At 63.3% G+C, this 16,942-nt stretch carries 17 protein-coding genes and 1 pseudogene; 14 read left to right on the top strand and 4 right to left on the bottom strand.

Going from position 1 to position 16,942, the window contains the following annotated elements:
* Positions 1 to 40 precede the first annotated feature (40 nt).
* A complete protein-coding gene (locus tag H8F27_RS00790) occupies positions 41 to 1,291 on the top strand; it encodes an FAD/NAD(P)-binding oxidoreductase (protein WP_197150323.1) in 1,251 nt (416 codons plus the stop codon).
* Here the strand turns inward: H8F27_RS00790 and H8F27_RS00785 are convergent.
* The 3 genes from H8F27_RS00785 to H8F27_RS00775 are packed head-to-tail and all read right to left on the bottom strand — an operon-like array spanning position 1,263 to position 3,608.
* Complete coding sequence (locus tag H8F27_RS00785; protein ID WP_231596427.1) at positions 1,263 to 2,312, bottom strand: acetate kinase; 1,050 nt, start codon at positions 2,310 to 2,312, stop codon at positions 1,263 to 1,265. The genes H8F27_RS00790 and H8F27_RS00785 overlap by 29 nt on opposite strands.
* A gap of 7 nt (positions 2,313 to 2,319) precedes the next feature.
* A complete protein-coding gene (locus tag H8F27_RS00780) occupies positions 2,320 to 3,348 on the bottom strand; it encodes an AraC family transcriptional regulator (protein WP_197150319.1) in 1,029 nt (342 codons plus the stop codon).
* A gap of 38 nt (positions 3,349 to 3,386) precedes the next feature.
* Complete coding sequence (locus tag H8F27_RS00775; RefSeq protein WP_197153273.1) at positions 3,387 to 3,608, bottom strand: hypothetical protein; 222 nt, start codon at positions 3,606 to 3,608, stop codon at positions 3,387 to 3,389.
* Positions 3,609 to 3,820: 212 nt separating this feature from the next.
* Here H8F27_RS00775 and H8F27_RS00770 point away from each other — a divergent pair, with 212 nt between their 5' ends.
* The 11 genes and pseudogenes from H8F27_RS00770 (at position 3,821) to H8F27_RS17890 (ending at position 12,932) form a co-directional block, all read left to right on the top strand.
* Entirely contained in the window at positions 3,821 to 3,967 is a 147-nt protein-coding gene (locus H8F27_RS00770) for a hypothetical protein (protein WP_197150307.1), read from the top strand.
* Positions 3,940 to 5,040 (top strand): annotated as a pseudogene (gene corA, locus H8F27_RS00765) (magnesium/cobalt transporter CorA). The gene H8F27_RS00770 and the pseudogene corA overlap by 28 nt, the downstream one beginning before the upstream one ends.
* A gap of 71 nt (positions 5,041 to 5,111) precedes the next feature.
* Positions 5,112 to 6,152 carry a PstS family phosphate ABC transporter substrate-binding protein gene (locus H8F27_RS00760; protein WP_231596426.1) on the top strand — a complete coding sequence of 347 codons (1,041 nt, stop codon included), beginning with the start codon at positions 5,112 to 5,114 and terminating at the stop codon, positions 6,150 to 6,152.
* 7 nt (positions 6,153 to 6,159) lie between these two features.
* A complete protein-coding gene (locus H8F27_RS00755; protein WP_197150305.1) occupies positions 6,160 to 7,119 on the top strand; it encodes a CHAD domain-containing protein in 960 nt (319 codons plus the stop codon).
* A gap of 308 nt (positions 7,120 to 7,427) precedes the next feature.
* Positions 7,428 to 9,065 (top strand): IS21 family transposase, encoded by a 1,638-nt coding sequence (gene istA / locus H8F27_RS17370; protein WP_231596353.1) that lies wholly within the window; start codon positions 7,428 to 7,430, stop codon positions 9,063 to 9,065.
* Complete coding sequence (gene istB, locus H8F27_RS00750; protein WP_231596186.1) at positions 9,019 to 9,732, top strand: IS21-like element helper ATPase IstB; 714 nt, start codon at positions 9,019 to 9,021, stop codon at positions 9,730 to 9,732. The genes istA and istB overlap by 47 nt, the downstream gene beginning before the upstream one ends.
* A 357-nt stretch (positions 9,733 to 10,089) precedes the next feature.
* Positions 10,090 to 11,088, top strand: coding sequence for a trehalose-6-phosphate synthase (locus H8F27_RS00745; RefSeq protein WP_197150302.1), 999 nt, complete (start codon positions 10,090 to 10,092; stop codon positions 11,086 to 11,088).
* Positions 11,040 to 11,435 carry a trehalose-6-phosphate synthase gene (locus tag H8F27_RS00740; RefSeq protein WP_197150287.1) on the top strand — a complete coding sequence of 132 codons (396 nt, stop codon included), beginning with the start codon at positions 11,040 to 11,042 and terminating at the stop codon, positions 11,433 to 11,435. The genes H8F27_RS00745 and H8F27_RS00740 overlap by 49 nt, the downstream gene beginning before the upstream one ends.
* A complete protein-coding gene (locus H8F27_RS00735) occupies positions 11,428 to 11,976 on the top strand; it encodes an alpha-amylase family glycosyl hydrolase (RefSeq protein ID WP_197150278.1) in 549 nt (182 codons plus the stop codon). Before H8F27_RS00740 ends, H8F27_RS00735 begins: the two co-directional genes overlap by 8 nt.
* Positions 11,934 to 12,746 (top strand): trehalose-phosphatase, encoded by an 813-nt coding sequence (otsB, locus tag H8F27_RS00730; protein ID WP_197150275.1) that lies wholly within the window; start codon positions 11,934 to 11,936, stop codon positions 12,744 to 12,746. The genes H8F27_RS00735 and otsB overlap by 43 nt, the downstream gene beginning before the upstream one ends.
* Before the next feature lie 57 nt (positions 12,747 to 12,803).
* Positions 12,804 to 12,932, top strand: a complete 129-nt coding sequence (locus tag H8F27_RS17890) for a hypothetical protein (protein WP_255517720.1) — start codon at positions 12,804 to 12,806, stop codon at positions 12,930 to 12,932.
* A 232-nt stretch (positions 12,933 to 13,164) separates the two neighbouring features.
* Here H8F27_RS17890 and H8F27_RS00725 read toward each other — a convergent pair whose 3' ends face one another.
* Positions 13,165 to 13,797 carry a hypothetical protein gene (locus H8F27_RS00725; protein ID WP_197150261.1) on the bottom strand — a complete coding sequence of 211 codons (633 nt, stop codon included), beginning with the start codon at positions 13,795 to 13,797 and terminating at the stop codon, positions 13,165 to 13,167.
* 333 nt (positions 13,798 to 14,130) lie between these two features.
* On the opposite strand from H8F27_RS00725, the gene H8F27_RS00720 reads away from it, so the two are divergent.
* Entirely contained in the window at positions 14,131 to 15,705 is a 1,575-nt protein-coding gene (locus H8F27_RS00720; protein ID WP_197150252.1) for an iron uptake porin, read from the top strand.
* 181 nt (positions 15,706 to 15,886) lie between these two features.
* A complete protein-coding gene (pstS, locus tag H8F27_RS00715) occupies positions 15,887 to 16,879 on the top strand; it encodes a phosphate ABC transporter substrate-binding protein PstS (protein WP_197150250.1) in 993 nt (330 codons plus the stop codon).
* Positions 16,880 to 16,942 lie beyond the last annotated feature (63 nt).

The following is a 16,942-nucleotide window of genomic DNA, read 5'->3' as shown; positions in this document are numbered from 1 at the left end:
TAATTGGCACCCAGCCCGAGCTGAACCGGAAGCCTTTTTTATGGTCCACCACCAGATTCTGATTGTTGGCGGCGGGGCTGCCGGGATAACCGTTGCCGCCCAGCTCAAGCGGGCCAGGCCATCTCTGGATGTGGCGATCCTTGAGCCTTGCAGCGATCACTACTACCAACCCGGCTGGACCCTGGTGGGGGCTGGGGTGTTCAGCTTCGAGGAGACCCGTCGCGCCGAGGGCGACCTGATTCCCGCAGGCGTTCACTGGATTCGGGACGCGGTGGCCGGCTTTGATCCGCTGCACAACCGGCTCAGCACCGCTGGAGGCGCCACGCTCAGCTACGGGGTGTTGGTGGTGGCAACCGGACTCAAGCTCTGCTGGGACAAGGTCAAGGGTCTGCCGGAGGCCCTGGGCCGCGGTGGAGTCTGCAGCAACTACAGCAAGGATCACGCCGCCTACACCTGGGAAACGATCCGGGCCTTCAAGGGCGGGCAAGCCGGGGTAGGGCAAGCAGTGTTCACCTGTCCGTCGATGCCGATCAAGTGCCCGGGCGCGCCCCAGAAGATTGCCTATCTGGCGGCTGATCTGTTCGCGAAAAAACGTCTGCAGGCCCGGGTGATCTATGCCACTGCCACCCCAGGCATCTTCGGGGTGCCCATCTATGCAGCGCCGCTGCGGGAGCTGGTGGCGCGCAAGGGCATCGATGCCCGCTACAACCACGTGCTCACCGAGGTGCGCGCGGCCAGCCAGGAGGCGGTGTTCCGCGTGAGTGAGGGGGAGAGCAGTCGCGAGGAGGTCGTCCCTTACGCAATGCTGCATGTCACCCCGCCGATGGCGGCTCCCGATGTGGTTGCGGCCAGCCCGCTGGCGGCGCCGAGCGGGTTTGTGGAGGTGGACAAGTTCAGCCTGCAGCACCTGCGTCACCCGAATGTGTTCTCCCTGGGCGATGTCAGTGGCCTGCCCAACTCCAAAACCGCAGCGGCGGTGCGCGGCCAGGCGCCGGTGCTGGTGGCCAATCTGCTGGCACTGCTCGACGGCCAATCCCTGGCGGCGGCCTATGACGGCTATAGCTGCTGCCCGCTGATCACTGGCTACGGCACGGCGATCATGGCCGAGTTCAACTACGACCAGCAGCCGGTGCCTTCCTTCCCGCTTGATCCCACCAAGGAGCGCTGGAGCATGTGGTGGGTCAAGCGCAGGCTGCTGCCCTCCCTCTACTGGAACCGCATGCTCACCGGCGCCCAGCACGAGCGGCGCTTCATGCCCGGCTTCAAAAGTAACTCCCGGGTGCGTCCCTAGCGCTCGCCGCCAGGCAGGCCCTGGCCATCTGGCCCTCCTCGTCGGCGGCGACCTGCACCAGCTTGAGCGGGCCGAGCCAGCCGAGCGCCTGCCGCAGTTCCTCCACCAGGGCCCCATCGTGCTCGCCGATGCCGCCGCTGAGGGCGATCGCATCCACGCCGCCGAGGCTGGCTGCCATGGCCCCAATTCCCTGCAGCAACTGGTGGCGAAATACGCCGATGGCCAGCTGGGCACCGGCGTGGCCGGCTGCCGCCGCTTCCCGCAGGACTCGCATATCGCCGCTCAGCCCGGAGAGCCCCAGCAGCCCACTTTGGTGGGTCAGGGCTTGCTCGAGCTCCTGGGCCGTGAGCCCAGCCCGCAGTTGGTGCAGCAGCACACCGGGATCGAGGGAGCCGCAGCGGGTGGCCATCACCAGGCCATCGAGGGGGGTGAAGCCCATGGTGGTGGCAATGCTGATCCCGTCGCGGATAGCACACAGGGAGCAGCCCGCGCCCAGATGGCAGCTGATCAAAAGGGGCACCCGCACCACCTCGGCCACATGCTGGTGGTTGAGGCCGTGGAAGCCGAACCGGCGCAGGCCGGAGGCGCGCCAGGCCTCGGGAATCGCGTAGGTGCGGGCCTGGGCGGGCAGGGTGCTGTGGAAGCCCGTGTCAAAGCAGGCCCATTGGGGCGGAGTTTCCAGGACGGTCTGCAGCCAGCTGATCAGTTGCAGGGCGGGCCCGTTGTGGAGCGGGGCGAGGGGAATCAGTTGGCTGAGGTCCCGGATGACTGCCGGGGTCAGCCGGGTGGCCGTGCGGTAGGCGTCGCCGCCATGCACGAGCCGATGCACCACCAGCTCGATGCGGCCCTGCCAGGGCGCCAGCTTCTCCTTGAGCCAGTGGGCGAGCTGCCCGGGCAGCTCGCCCTTGCCCAAAGGGCATTGGTGCTGCTGGAGGGGCCGTTGCTGCTGATCGAGCAGGCTGAGCTTGAGGCTGGAGCTGCCGGCGTTGACAGCCAGAACCACCCCTGGCGCCGGGGTCACAGGCCCCTCAGCCATACACCCGCCTGCCTTCCCGCAGCAGCTCGGATGGACGGACGCCATAGACGCTGTGGAAGTCGCGGCTGAAGGCAGGGAGGCTCGCAAAGCCAAACTTGGCCGCGATCCCAGCCACGCTGTCGCCGGGGCCGGGCTTGAGCAGCTGTTGCCTGGCCAGGTCGAGGCGTTGGCGCCGAATCCATTGCATGGGGCCGCAGCCGAAGCGCTGGCTGAAGGCCAGCTGTAGGTTGCGCCGGGAGTAGCCGCTGCGCTGCTCCAGCTGGGTGAGGTTGATGGGTGAGCGGAGGTTGGCCTGGATCCACTCCAGCAACTCCTCAAAGATCCTTTGTCTTGTGGAGCAATCGCCGCGCTGGTGGCCGCTCAGAGACTGCTGCGCCAGTTGGGGGCAGAGAGCCAGGGCCAGAATCCGGTAGATGAGGTCGTCGAGCTGAAGGAGCCCCAGCTCGCCCTGCTGTTCCAATCCCGGTGCATCCAGCAGGGCAAAGGCTCGGTGCAGGGTGCCCAGCAGTTCGCCCTGCCGCTCCCCCAGCAGCGAGAGCACCTGGGGGCGCTGCAGATCGGCGGCGAAGCGACGCTCCGAGATCCCCACCCCGCCGATGGTGGCGGCGGTGGTTTGCAGGCGTTTGAGATCTACATGCAGCACCAGCCCGTTGTAGTGATCGGTGTTGTAGCTGTAAGCGAAACCGGGAGTGAAAAACAGCTGCGCCTCGCCATGGATGCGGTGGCTGTGGCCGTCCACCGTGTAGGCGGCGCCTCCGGCGTAGCAGATGTTGATGGCACCTATGCCGGGATTTTCGCCGATGTAGCCATGGATCGGGCTGGTGTAGCCGGAGGTGAGGGTGAGCTCGCCGGCCTTGGCGGTGCTGGCCCGGTGCAGGAAGGGATTGGCCCTGGCATCCCGGGGGGCAAATTCCAGCACGGGGAAGTGCTGGGCCAGCTTGGTCGCCAATGCCTGGGGGTCGATATCCACAACCGCCTGTTGGTCGTGAAACACCAGCGGTAGGCGCGCCAAGCTGTTCAAGCTGGATCAAACCGTATGACTAATCCTAAACCAAGGGCCTAGCCATCCTCTTTCGTCGAATTCAGCAGGGCATCTTTGCTCTCCTTGAGCTCTTTCCAGATCCGCCTGATTTGGCCATAGGCCTGTTCCTGGCTCACCTTGCCGTTGCTCTGCAGGCCCACAACCAGCCCCACCCGCTCGGCGAAGGATTCGAGGTTCTGGTGGAACATCAGCCGCTGGGGGCTCCAGTCGTCGCCGTGATAAGCAGAATGGGCTTCCATCGGTGAAGCTAGGGCGTTCAGCGCCGAATCCGGCTCCGGCGCAGGGGCACCGGATTTACCCGATCTGGCAGGGCTCACCGGCATCAGCACGTACCCGCTCATATTAGGGAGGAGGCAATTAAGAATCGGTGAAGACCCCAGCTGGTGTGGCCTGGGGCACGAACCGGCTTTGCTGCGGGTTCGAGGATCAATTGGTGCTGTGACCCCTTGCCATGGACCAGTCCTCCGCTGGTTGGTTTCCCCAGGTGGTGCTGTGCCTGCTGATCCAGGCCAGCATTGTGGGTGGCGGCCAGCTGCTCAACCGCTGGCTGGCTCCCCCACCCCCCTTGCCGTGCTGCGCCCCACCCCTGGTGCTCTGAATTCCCACCTCCTCGAGGAGCGCCCTGCCAACCTGCCGGCCCATCTGTTTGTGCACGGGGGTAGGCACAGCAGCTGCTTCAGCGCCGTGTTGTTTGAGCGTGAAGGGCCGCGGCTGGTGCCGCTGAAATCATGCCAAGAGCTTGCCCAGCTCCACCGGCGTGGCGATCCGATCTGGTTGCGGGTGATGGGTCTGGCGGATCGGCGGCAGGTGGAAGCCATGCTGGAGGTGCTCCAGGTGCCTCCGATGTTGCTGCCCCCCTTGCTGGAGGTGCCGCAGCGCTCCCGGGTAGATGGGCTGGATGGGGCCCTGCTTGTGGTGCTGCATCGGCTCAGCTTTGCCCGGGATCCCCTGCATTTGCTCAGCTCCCAGGTGGGCTTGCTGCTGCTGCCCAATCTCCTGATCACTTTTGAAGAGGCTCCGAGCGGGGAGTCGTTTCCGGCGCTCACCGCCTGGCTCGAATCCCGGGTGGGAGCGGTGGAACACCGGGATCTAGATGACATCCTCCACTTTCTGGTGGATGAACTGCTCGATGAGCTGTTTCCGATGTTGGAGCAGATCGCCAATCGCCTTGACGACCTGGAGGAGGCGGCCCTGCGGGACCCCAAGCCCAAGCTGCTGACCCGGGCCTTTGAGCACCGCAGCAACCTGCGCACGATTCGCAACAAGGTGTGGCCCCTGCGCCACTAGATCAGGGTGCTGCTGCGCCAGCGGCAACAGCTGCTGGGGGATGAGGCCCTGGTGGGCTTCCAGGAGATGGCAGAGCTGGTGGAGCTGTTGTTTGAAAATTGCGAGCTATTGCGGCATCAGTGCGATGCGATCACCCAGGCCTATGCCGCCAGCGTGGGCAACCGTATGAACCAGGTGATGAAAACGCTCACCATCTTGACAAGTATTTTTGCGCCCCTCACCTTCATCGGTGGTATTTACGGCATGAATTTTGCTGCCATGCCCGAACTCAGCTGGCGTTATGGTTATCTTTATGCCCTGGTTTTAATGGCGTTGGTGGCCTTGATTCAGGCCTATTGGCTCTGGCGCCGTGGTTGGTTTCAAGACTGGACTGCCCCCCGCTGAGGCCCCAACCTGCAAAGCACAACCTGGCCTTAACCCCTTTTGAGCGCCCGGTCGCCCAGAGTTCTGGGGTGATGGCCAAGGTCATGCGCCCCATCCTTACTTTTTTCGCCCCGCTGCTGCTTTCCCAGCTGTTTTCTCAGCTGCCCTCGCGGGCGCAGGCGGTGCCGGAGCCGTTGCGCATCGGCGGCTCGAGCACGGTGTTCCCCGTGGTTCAAACCGCGATTAAGGCCTACCAGAAGGGTGGCGCCAACCGCCAGGTGCGTTTTGAGCTCAAGGAGACGGGCACCTCGGCGGGCTTCCGCCAGTTCTGCAGCGGCCAGCTGGTTTTCGCCAACGCCTCCCGCCCGATCAGTGCCAAGGAGCTCAAGGCTTGCGCCGCCAAGGGAGTGACGTTTCTGGAGCTACCGATCGGCTTCGACGCGATCACCGTGGTGGTGAATCCAAAGAACAGCTGGGCTTCCCGGATCTCCACCAAGGAGTTGGGGCGGCTCTGGAACCGGCAGGCAACCGGCAAGGTGACCCGCTGGAACCAGGTGAACCTGGATTGGCCCGATCGACCAATCAGCCTCTGCGGCCCGGGCAAGGATTCCGGCACCTTTGATTACTTCAATAAGGCCATTAATGGCGACGAAGCTAATTCACGAACTGATTATTTCGCCAGTGAAAATGATAATGATTTAGTGGCCTGCGTAGCTAAAAATCCTGACGCCCTCGGATATTTTGGCTTTGCCTATTACCAGGCCAACGCCAAGCGACTCAAGCCCCTAGCCGTGCTGGGCAAGAAGGGGTTGGCAACCCCCTCGGCCCAGTCGGTGCAGAACGAAACCTATGTGCCCCTGTCCCGTCCTCTATTTATCTACATCAACGACAAGGCCCTGCGACAGCGACCTGAGCTGCGCAAATTTGTGACCTACACAATTGCCAATGGGCTCAAGCTGGTCAAGCAAGCTGGCTACATCCCCATGCCCTCCAGCACCTATCGCCTGGTGGAAAGTAAGCTCTATCGCCACGTGCTGGGCACGGCCTTCGGCGGCGACCTACCCGTGGGACTGACTACGGGACAAGCGCTGCAACGTAGTCTCGAGAGTATCAAGAAACCGGAATTCCGTTGATCTCTCAATGGCGCAGCTTCGCGATGTAAGCAATGGCGCCTATGCCCTCGACCTCCTGCAGAAGCAGGTAGGCAAGCTGGTGCAGCTGCAGGCGCCGGTTGCGGCGGGGGAGGGAACCGAGCCCCTGCATCAGATGCGGGTGGCGATGCGCCGGCTCAGCACCACCCTGGTTCAGTTTGAGCCCGCCCTGCAGGTTCCTGCCGCGCTCAACAACCAACGCCTGGCCAAATGGGTGCGCAGGCTGGGGATGGCCAGGGATCTAGATGTGTTGCGGGAGCGGCTGGAAGATGGCTTGCTGCCCCAGCTTCCGGAGGCTGAGGTGCAAACCCTGCGCCCCGTGCTCAAGCAGTTGCGACGCGAGCGCCGCCTGGCCTACGACCATGTGGTGGAGGTGCTCAAGAGCCCCAGTTATCTAGAGGGTTTGGCCCAGCTGCAGCGCTGGTTCAAGCAGCCCGAATTCACGGCCCTGGGCCAGCAGCCGATTGCAGCCTGGATCGCCGATTGGCAGCTGCCATGCCTGGCGGGGCTCTTTCTCCATCCCGGCTGGCAGGTGGGGTCTTTGGCTCAAGATCCAGACTGCTTGCACGAACTGCGCCGCCAGCTCAAGCAGGTGCGCTACCGGCTCGAGAACCTGGCTCCCCTCCAGGGCCCCAGCAGCGCCCCATGGATCGGCTGCTTCAAGCGCGGCCAGGAGCTGTTGGGCGAATGCAACGACCTGCTGGTGCTCCAGCGCGCCATCAACGACCAGCTCCAGAGCGAATTGGCGCTGAAACTGCCCCAGTTGGCCTGGCTGCTGGAGGTGAGCCAGAGCCACTGCTGGGAGCGCTGGAGCGAATTAACACAGGAGCTGCTGCCCGCTCAGCAGCGCCGGCGGCTGCGGCGTGATCTGCTTTGGGGCGGGGCCGCCAGCAGCAAATTGGACAGGCTGAGGCTGGGTTTGGGCCGACTTGCCGGCCCTTGGGGCTGAGCGGCACGATTTCCCGCACTATTGCCGCACGATTGCCGCACAGCTGGGTCATCCCTGCTGGATTCCCAACCGCGGCATGGCACCAGCCCCAGGCTGAACTTGCTTGTTAGAGCCTTGCATGCCCCCCTCCTGGAACCGCGGCCGTCTGCAGGCCTTGATCCGTCAGGGGTTGGGGGATCTGCCACTGATTCTGGCCTCTAACCGGCAGCCCTGGATCCACAGCAGTCGCAATGGTTCGGTGGTGGCGGAGCGGCCCGCCGACAATGAAGTTGGCCGGTCGGCGACAAGCTCGTTGGCCGGTGGGGTGAGTGCTGGAGACCCTGGTGCCGATGCGCAGGGACCAGGTGATGCCGGCACCACTGACAAGCCACCAACGCAATCTGTTCATGACGAAACGACGAGGCGGCAGCAGCCAGGAGGCTGCTGCCGCGGCGGCGGGCATCTCAGTGCGCAGTGCTCGCCGGATTGAATGCAATCAGCTGCAGCCGCGGGCGAACCAGCCCCGTGGCCGCACCCGCCCCGATCCGCTGGTAGGGGTATGGGAGGAGGAGCTGGTGCCGTTGCTGCAGCGCTCACCCGCGCTGACGCCGATCACGCTCCTGGAGCATCTGCAGCAGCAGAAACCTGATGTGGACTGGATTCCGCTACAGCGCACCCTGCAGCGCCGGGTGCGGGAGTGGAAGGCACTGCACGGCCCGGCGCCGGAGGTGATCTTCCCTTTGAGCTATGAGCCTGGCGAAATTGCCTTCTGTGACTTCACCCAGCTCAAGGGGGTGGAGGTGACGATCGCCGGCCAGGTGTTCCCCCATCTGCTGTTCCACTACCGCCTGGCCTGGAGCGGCTGGAGCTATGCGCAGGTGGTCCAGGGCGGCGAGAGTTTTGCAGCCCTCTCCGAGGGTCTGCAGAACGCTCTGGCTGCCTGCGGCGGGGTGCCAGGTGAACTGCGCACCGACCGGTTATCAGCAGCGTGCCGTAACCGCAACGGCAGTTTCAGCTCCGACATCACCCGCCGTTATCACGCCCTCTGCAGCCACTACAGCCTGGCCTACAGCCGCAACAACCTGGGGGTGGCGCATGAGAACGGCCGTGTGGAGAGTCCCCATGGCCATCTCAAGCGGCGGATCGAGCAGGCGTTGCTGCTGCGCGGCAGCAGTGATTTCGAGTCGCTGGCTGAATACCAGGCTTTTCTGGCCGCGGTGATTGACCAGTACAACAGGCCGCGCCTGATCCGGCTGGAGCAGGAGCAGGCGGCGCTGCGGCCACTACCGCGGTTTCGTTTTGCCGACTACGACATTGAACAGCTCACGGTGCGGCGCACCAGCACGATCGAGGTACGCAGAGTCGTGTATTCGGTGCCGCCGCGGCTGATCGACCAGCGGCTGACGGTGCGGATCTTCCACGACCGGCTGCAGCTGCTTCTGGGCCGGCAGATCGCCTGCGAACTGGAGCGGCGCCACGGCGGTGTCGAGCGTCATGGGCGGGCGTGGAGCATCGATCTGGAGCACCTGATCGATGCGCTCAGGCGAAAACCCCGGGCATTGCTGCACTGCAGTTACCAGCGGGAGCTGTTCCCCGATGAGCGCTGGTGGCAGCTGTGGCAGCAGCTGCGCAATGGCGGTGACCGTGACGCCGCCGCCCGATTGATGGTCGAGGCGCTGTATGTGGGCTGCCGCCTGGCGGGCTACGAGCCAGTGCTGGGTTGGCTCGAGAAGGCCCATCAACGGCAAGGGCTGTCGCTGGCGGCGCTGCAGCAACGCTTCCGGCTGCCGCCCCATCGCCCCCACCCACCGCAACGCATTCCCCAACACAGCCTGCAGAGCTATGACGACCTCCTTGCCCTCCATCCCGCGGCCCCAGGCGGCGGAAGCCGCCCTGCCGATCCTGCTGCGACAGCTGCGGTTGGCATGGATCCGCTGCCACTGGCAGAGCATCGCCTCGCAGGCTGAGGGCGAGGGCTGGAGCCCCAGTCAGTTTCTCTATGCCCTGTGCGAGCAGGAAATGGAGCAACGCCAGCAGGCCCGCCAGCACCGGCTGCTGCGCGCGGCCCAGCTGCCCTGGAGCAAAGCGCTGGCGGACTACGACCATGGCGGCCGGATCGAGGCGCACCGATGGCAGGAACTGGAGGCCTTGAGCCGCCAGAGCGAGTGGCTGCAGCGGGGCGAGAACGTGCTGCTGTTCGGCCCCAGCGGTGTGGGCAAGACGCACCTGGCGGTCGGCATCGCCTTGGCGCAGATCGGCCTGGATCAGGCCTGCCGCTTCTATCCCGCCACGAGCCTGGTGCAGGAGCTGCAGAAGGCCCGCGCCGAATACAACCTGCCGGCAGCGCTGGAGCGGCTGGATCGCTACCCGCTGCTGCTGATCGATGACATTGGCTATGTGCGGCGGGATGAACAGGAGAGCAGCGTGCTGTTTGAGCTGATCTGCCACCGCTACGAGCGCCGATCGCTGCTGATCACCGCCAATCAGCCGTTCACCGCCTGGGATGAGATCTTCCCCAGCAGCTCAATGACCGTGGCGGCGGTGGACCGGCTGGTGCACCACTGCCACATCGTCGAGATCAGCGGCGACAGCCACCGCCGCGCCCAAGCAAGCCGGCGCAGCGGCAGCAAATAGCCACAGCAGCCGTAGAGAAGCGGAGAACAGCCCGGGAGATTGTCGTCCGGCGACAACCTGGTGCCGATGGTGCCAGACCCCGGCGGGGAGCTCCGCGCTGCCGGCGGACTGTGCGGTCCGCCGGCTCGTGCGCTCCAGGGCAAGGCTCAGCAGAGGTCTCGGCGCCTAACCGGCCAACGTGGTTGTCGCCTGGTGCCGATCAGAGGAAGTCAGTGCTGGCAATGGCTCGGACTGATGTGTGGCTCAGTTTTCGTGTCGCCTCCAGCGTCATCGCCCCCCAGTTGTCGCCGGCGACAACTGGGGGGCGATCAGTTCCCCTCACCGGCCAACTTGATTGACGCCAATCGGCCAAGGGGGTTGACGCGGGACACGGAGCGGCCCGCCAGCGGCATGGTTACAGCCCTGGAGCCTTTGGCGGAGGCAAGTGGGGGCACCTGGATCGCCCATGGCAGTGGCACGGCCGATCGCCGCTGCGTCGATGCCGGCGACGGGGTGGCGGTACCTCCCGACCAGCCCCGTTATCGGCTGCGGCGTATCTGGTCGAGCGATGCCGAGTGCGATGGGTACTACAACAATCTGGCCAACCGCGGCCTCTGGCCCCTCTGCCATGTGGCCTTCGTGCCGCCCTTGTGGGATCCGGAGCACTGGCACACCTATCGGCTGGTGAATCAGCGCTTCGCTGAGGCCGTGCTGCAGGAGGCCGGTGATGGTCCTGCCCTGGTATTCCTGCAGGACTTCCACCTGGCCCTGGTAGCGCCAATTCTGCGCCGGGCCAACCCGCTGCTGACCCTGGTGCAGTTTTGGCATGTGCCCTGGCCGAATCCGGAGCTACTGCGCACTTTCCCCTACGCCGATGAGCTGGTGGAAGGCCTTTTGGGCAACGATCTGCTGGGCTTTCAGATTCCAGCCCACGCCGCCAATTTCCAACAGGCAGCCACCCAGGTGGGCTGCAACGGCCATCCCACCCGGGTGGCCACCTATACGATCAGCATCGACTACGACCACTGGAACCGGTTGGCCGCCTGCCCGGCGGTGGAAGCGGCGATGGAGCGCTGGCGGCAGCGGCTTGGGGCGATCCAGCCGGATCTGCTGGGGGTGGGCATGGATCGGCTCGACTACACCAAGGGCCTGCCCCAGCGCCTGCGGGCGGTGGACCAGTTGCTGCTGCAGCGGGCGGATCTGCGCGGTCGCTTTCGCTTTATGCAGCAGCTGGCCAATTCCCGCGGCCATATCGGCGAATACGGCGCCTTGCATGCCGAATTGGAGGCCCTTGCCGAGGAGATCAATCGCCGCTGGGGGGATGGTCATTGGCAACCGGTGCTCTCTGCAGCGAGCAGTGTGAGCTCACTGATCTGATCGCCCTGCAGCGTCTGGGCCGCTTCTGCCTGGTGAGCTCCCTGCACGACGGCATGAACCTGGTGGCCAAGGAGTTCGTGGCTGCCCGCATTGATGGCGATGGGGTGCTGATCCTGAGCCGCTTTGCTGGGAGCGCGCTGGAGCTGGGGGGAGCCCTCCAGGTGAATCCCTTCAGCGAAGAGGAGCTGGCGACGGCCATGGCCATAGCCCTGGCCATGCCGCAGCCGGAACGCCAGCGGCGCATGGCCCTGATGCGCAGCCAGGTGGCGGAGCACAACGTCTACCGCTGGGGCGGCAAGATCCTCTCCGACAGCATCGCTCTGGTGCCCCTGGCGGCCCATGGCTGAGCTCAATGGTGGCGGCCACTGGCATCTAGATGCCGTTTTCTATCAGGTGTATGTGCGCGGTTTCAAGGACAGCAGCCGGGATGGCAACGGTGACCTGCGCGGCCTGATCGAGAAACTGGATTATATCGAAAGCCTGGGGGTGAGCTGTTTGTGGTTGATGCCAATTTTCCCCTCGCCCCTGCGCGATGACGGCTATGACGTTTCAGATTTTTTGGAGATTGATCCTTCGATTGGCAGCTTGGCCGATTTTCAGCAGCTCACCGAAGCGGCCCACCAGCGTGATCTGCGGGTGATCACGGATCTGGTTATCAGCCATACCTCCGATCAGCACCACTGGTTTCAAAAGGCTAGGCAGGGGCCCGATTCCCCCTTTTTCTCCTACTACGTTTGGAGTGAAAGCGATGATCGCTACCCGGAAGCCCGGGTGATCTTCAGCGATACGGAACACTCAAATTGGGCCACGAGTCGCTGTGGTTTCTGTTGGAGCCTGCCTGAGCCGTGCCAGAACACCGGCCCGTACCCCTGCCACGCCAATCCCTGAGCGAGGCCATTGGCAGGGCCGCTGCCGTGCTGCTCTATCTGGATTACGACGGCACCCTGGTGCCGATCCGCAGCGATCCGAGCCAATGCCACCTGCCGGATTCCCTGGCAGGGGTGCTGCAGCGACTGGCGGAGCGGCAGGCTGCCCCGGTTTTTGATCTGGCGGTGATCAGCGGCCGCAGCCTCGGTGATCTCCGGCGCCAATTGGGGGCGGTGGCCCCCCACCTCAGCCTGGCCGGCAACCATGGCCTGGAGATCGCCAGTGGCGGCCAGATCTGGCGCCATCCCGAGGCCGAAGCCCGCCGGCCCGAGCTCGATGCCGTGGCCGAGCTACTGGGCGAGCAACTCTCCCGGTGGCCCCTGGCCTGGCTGGAGCACAAGGGCCTCAGCCTCAGCCTGCACAGCCGTGCCCTCGCTCCAGATCAGCGCCAGGCGCTGGCCGAGCAGCTGCTGCCTGTGTTGGACCAGATTCAGGCCGATGGCCTGTTCAGGTTGCGGCGCGGCCGCATGGTGCTGGAGATCCGTCCGGCCATCGATCACACCAAGGCCCATGCGGTGCAGTTACTGGAGCGTTCGGCGGTGGCCCGCGGCCTGTGGGAGCCGCTGCGCTTCTACTGCGGGGATGACAGCACCGATGAGGACGTGTTCACCAACTGGCCCGGCGTGATCGGAGTGCGGGTGGGGCCCGGCTGGCAGGGGAGCAGCGCGCCCTACCGCCTCAGTGGCCCTGCCGGTGTGGCCCAATGGCTGAGGCTCCTGGAGCGAAGCTAGGGCTCACCACATCGGGCAGCCCATGCCCCAGCCCTGAGCGCCGGCTGGTATGAGCCGTTGGCATCGCTCCAGCTCAGCCGTGGTGCTGGCTTTGTCTATGCATTGCAGCCTTTGTTCCAGTTGTTTCTGCTGCTGGCGGGTGTATCCCTGCAATTGAATACGACGTTTCTGCAGTTGCTGCTCTGAGCTGATTGGTGCTTTCTTGTTGGCTGGCGTCTGCTGGGCTAGGGCGGGAGCTGATCCGCTTACGGCGGCGGCCAAAAGCATCGGGAGCGCAAGGGGAGAGAGGTGATTGCTCCTGGACGGCATGTTGATCTGAGTGAAACAACTACTAGTTGTATATCGATGCCGCCGAGTCTCCCCCCTGATCCAGCAATCTCAAGCGCCTATCTGCATCTAGTCTGCATCTAGCCTGCATCTATTCTGCAGAATTGTCTAAACCGTAGGGCGTTGCTGACGGGTTGCCCGCTTCGCGCCACTCCTGGCCTGAAATCTTCAACGGCGGCCGATGGGGTGCATTGCCGAAATGGGCCCGGGCGAGTGCCAGCAGCTGTTCTTCAGTGCAGGCGGTGTCATCGATGGCCACGGTTTCCAGGCGCCCCAAGAGCGCCGGCTGGTGAATGCGCAGGTGCTCCTCCAAAAGATGGCGCAGGTCGCTCTGGCCCCGACCGTGGCCGACCAGCAGCACCCGATCCGCCTCAGCCACCGCCTGGCCCAATTGGCTGAGGTAGGCGTGGTCCAGGGGAGCTCTTTGGCCAGCGATGTCCCGGTCGTGGCGATGGCTGAGCCGTTGCCCGCAACCCCACAGTCCATGGGGGATCAACTCGGCCCTGTGGACCTCCACCACCTCCAGCCACCACAGGCGAGCGCCCCCTTGGTCGAGGTGGATCAGCAGCCGCCTGGCCTGGTCGCCCCGGACGGCCTGGGTGGTGATGGCGTCTGGATGGTCGGGCGTGATGCCCGCCTGCTGTAACCAGTGGCGCAACCGCAGGATCCCCTCCCCATCGAGGTGGGTGCGCTGCGGGCCAGAGGCAGCACGCAGGAACAGCACCTCACCGCGCTGGCGCCAAGCTACTCCAGCAATGCCTCCACCGCATCGGTGCGCAGGTTGTGCTGGATCGGGTGATCAAACAGCGCCTGCAATGTTCGTTGATGCTGATGCTTCATCACCACAGGGGAAACAGGGAGCCCAGTTCAACTGTAAGGATGGCAATTAGGGCTGGCTGCAGCAGATCTGCTGGCAGATGCAGTACATCAAGCCCCCTTTGGCCAGGTGCTCTGCGATACATCCACCCTGTAGCCCGCGTGCTGGCCCGGCCAATCCCTGCTGCTTAGGTTGCGTCTGGCTTCGTTCTGAAGCCATTCCTATCGGTGTGAGGACCCGATGACCCTTTCCAAAAAGCTGCTGCTGGCTTTAGCTGGCACCGGCCTGGTGGCCCCTATGGCCGCTTCCGCAAATGAATTGGCTTCGTTGGGCGGCAATGCTGCCATCAACGAGTATATGCAACAGCAAGATGTTGATCGTTTCCGTGCCTGGGAATCCAAAAACCAGGTCACCAGCGTCACCCAGTTTTATGATGTGCAGCCCACCGACTGGGCTTACCAGGCGCTGAGCAACCTGGTGGAGAAGTACGGCTGCGTGGCCGGCTATCCCAATGGCACCTATAAAGGCGGCAACGCCATGACCCGCTTCGAAGCGGCGGCCCTGCTGAATGCCTGCCTGGATCGCGTTACCGAGGTGACCGACGAGCTGCAGCGCCTGATGGATGAGTTCAAGACTGAGCTGGCCACCCTGCGCGGCCGCGTTGATGGCCTCGAGAAGAAGGTGGGCAAGCTGGAAGCCCAGCAGTTCTCCACCACCACCAAGCTCAAGGGTGAGGTGAGCATGATCATCGCTGGATCACCTGATTACGACGGTAATGGTTCGAACAAAACCACCTTCAATTACGATGCGCGTCTGAGCTTCGATACCAGCTTTACCGGCAAAGACCTGCTGCGTACCCGCCTGCGCAGTGGCAACTTTAACGACGATCCCTTCGGCAGCAGCGGCAATGTGTTCAAACTGGATAAAGCGGAAGGTACAGATGGCGGTGTGATCATCGATCGCCTCTTCTATTCCTTCCCAGTGGGTAATGAGGTGAAGCTTACGGTGGGCGCCCTGACCCGCAACACCGAAATGCTGTCGTTCATCCCCACGGCGTACAAATCCGGAATTCTCGACTTCTTTAACCTGGCCGGTGCCACCGGCACCTATAACAAGGCCACCGGTGCCGGCGCAGGCTTCACTTGGAAGCAAAAGGTGAAAAAGGGTAATCCCTTCCTCACCTTTGATGTGAACTGGGTTGCACAAGACGCCGCTGACGCTTTCTACGCTGATTCTCAGGTTGGAGCATTCAGCTCTGACAGCGCCCAGAACATCCTGGCCCAGCTGGGTGTGAAGGGTCAGAACTGGGGTGCTGCTGTGGCTTACCGATACGGATCGGAGAACGCCCGCCTGAGAGATCCCAACAGCTCTTCCAGCAGCTTCTTCCGCACCCTTCAAGCTGGTCAAGACAGCAACAGCGTGTCGCTGGCTGGCTACTGGCAACCCATGGATGCCAAGTGGATTCCCTCCCTCTCCGGTGGTTTCAGCTACACTATTTATAGTGAGGGGGACGTCGCCGCCAAAAGCCCCTCCGCCGACATCTGGTCGTGGATGGTGGGCCTGCAATGGAAGGATGTGTTCGCCAAGGGTAATAGTGCTGGCTTCGCTGTTGGCTCACCCCTTTACGTGACATCCAGTTCGACTGGTGCTCAGGAGAACGCCCCTGGTTATATGTATGAATTGTTTTACAAGTTCCGTGTTTCCGATAACATCTCGGTTACTCCTTCTGTATTTTGGATCTCTAAGAACTACAACGATGGAAATAATGGTGAAGGCACCTATGGCGGCGTAATCCAAACCACCTTCAAGTTCTGATCTCTGCCTAGCAGGCGATTCACTCCTCGCCACGCCTCATCTGCTTTCTCACACACACACCATCAAGCCCCCAGTAATGGGGGCTTTTTATTGGCATTTTTTGGTCCTCCCTTAACCAGCCGATAACGACGCCTGGGTGGGCTGCTTGCTATTCATGAGTTGACCTCAAAAGTCTTTTTCCATGACCTTCGCCAAGAAGGCCCTGATTGTCGGTACCGTTGCTGCGATTGGTGCAGGCACAACTTCTGCCGTCATTCCTGTCCTTGCCCAGGCCACCATCAGTGGTGCCGGCGCAACCTTCCCTGCAGCTTTTTACCAGCGCGCTTTCGCTGGTGTGGCCAACAAGGTCCGCGTCAACTACCAGTCCGTTGGTTCCGGCTCTGGCATACGTCAGTATGTGGCCGGCACCGTTGACTTCGGCGCAACCGACGCGCCGATCAAGGCTTCGGAAGCTGCCAAAGTCAAGCGTGGTGTGATCCAGTTTCCCGCTGTGGGTGGCACCATCGCAATTGCCTACAACAAGGCCGACTGCAAGAATCTCAAGCTGACCCAGCAGCAAGCCGTCGATATCTTCCTCGGCAAGATCAAAACCTGGGATCAGCTCAAGTGCGGCAAGGGGAAGATCACCGTTGCCCACCGCTCCGACGGTTCGGGCACCACCTTTGCCTTCACCAACAGCCTCTCGGCCTTTTCCTCCGAGTGGAAGAGCAAGGTGGGTGAGGGCAAGAGTGTTAAGTGGCCCGTGGGCGTGGGGGGCAAGGGTAACGAGGGCGTCGCCGGCGTGGTTCAGAACACCTCCGGCGCCATCGGCTATCTCAATCAGAGCTACGTCAGGGGTGCGATCAAAGCTGCTGCCCTGCAAAACAAGGCCGGCAAATTCGTGTTGCCTACCGAGGCGAGCGGTGCCGCTGCCCTCAACAACATCAAACTCGATTCAATGCTGGCCGGCGAAGAGCCCAATCCCGCTGGTGCCAACAGCTACCCGATTTCGACTCTCACCTGGATCCTGGCCTACCGCACCGGTAATGGTGCCAAGGCCCCCGCAATCCGCCAGGCAATGTTGTTTTTGCTGAGCCCCAAGGCCCAGGGTCAGGCCTCCAGCCTCGGCTTTGTACCCCTCAAAGGCAACATTCTCGCTGCTTCCAAGAAGGCCGTTAGCCAGATTGGCCAGTGATCGGAAATCACTGAGAACTCCTGATTCAGTTCATCTAAGGGGCCTTGAGGCCCCTTTTTTCTT

It is taken from the genome of Synechococcus sp. CBW1108 (assembly GCF_015840335.1).
Taxonomy (GTDB): domain Bacteria; phylum Cyanobacteriota; class Cyanobacteriia; order PCC-6307; family Cyanobiaceae; genus Cyanobium_A.
Note: the sequence above shows the minus strand (reverse complement) of the source record. Positions and strands in the feature narration are given on the sequence as shown.

Excerpts from the sequence above, each read along its gene's own strand:
- H8F27_RS00770 (WP_197150307.1), top strand. The coding sequence starts at position 3,821 with ATGGACCAGTCCTCCGCTGGTTGGTTTCCCCAGGTGGTGCTGTGCCTG.
- H8F27_RS00775 (WP_197153273.1), bottom strand. The coding sequence starts at position 3,608 with ATGGAAGCCCATTCTGCTTATCACGGCGACGACTGGAGCCCCCAGCGG.
- H8F27_RS00720 (WP_197150252.1), top strand. The coding sequence starts at position 14,131 with ATGACCCTTTCCAAAAAGCTGCTGCTGGCTTTAGCTGGCACCGGCCTG.
- H8F27_RS00735 (WP_197150278.1), top strand. The coding sequence starts at position 11,428 with ATGGCTGAGCTCAATGGTGGCGGCCACTGGCATCTAGATGCCGTTTTC.
- H8F27_RS00790 (WP_197150323.1), top strand. The coding sequence starts at position 41 with ATGGTCCACCACCAGATTCTGATTGTTGGCGGCGGGGCTGCCGGGATA.
- H8F27_RS00760 (WP_231596426.1), top strand. The coding sequence starts at position 5,112 with ATGGCCAAGGTCATGCGCCCCATCCTTACTTTTTTCGCCCCGCTGCTG.
- pstS (WP_197150250.1), top strand. The coding sequence starts at position 15,887 with ATGACCTTCGCCAAGAAGGCCCTGATTGTCGGTACCGTTGCTGCGATT.
- H8F27_RS00755 (WP_197150305.1), top strand. The coding sequence starts at position 6,160 with ATGGCGCAGCTTCGCGATGTAAGCAATGGCGCCTATGCCCTCGACCTC.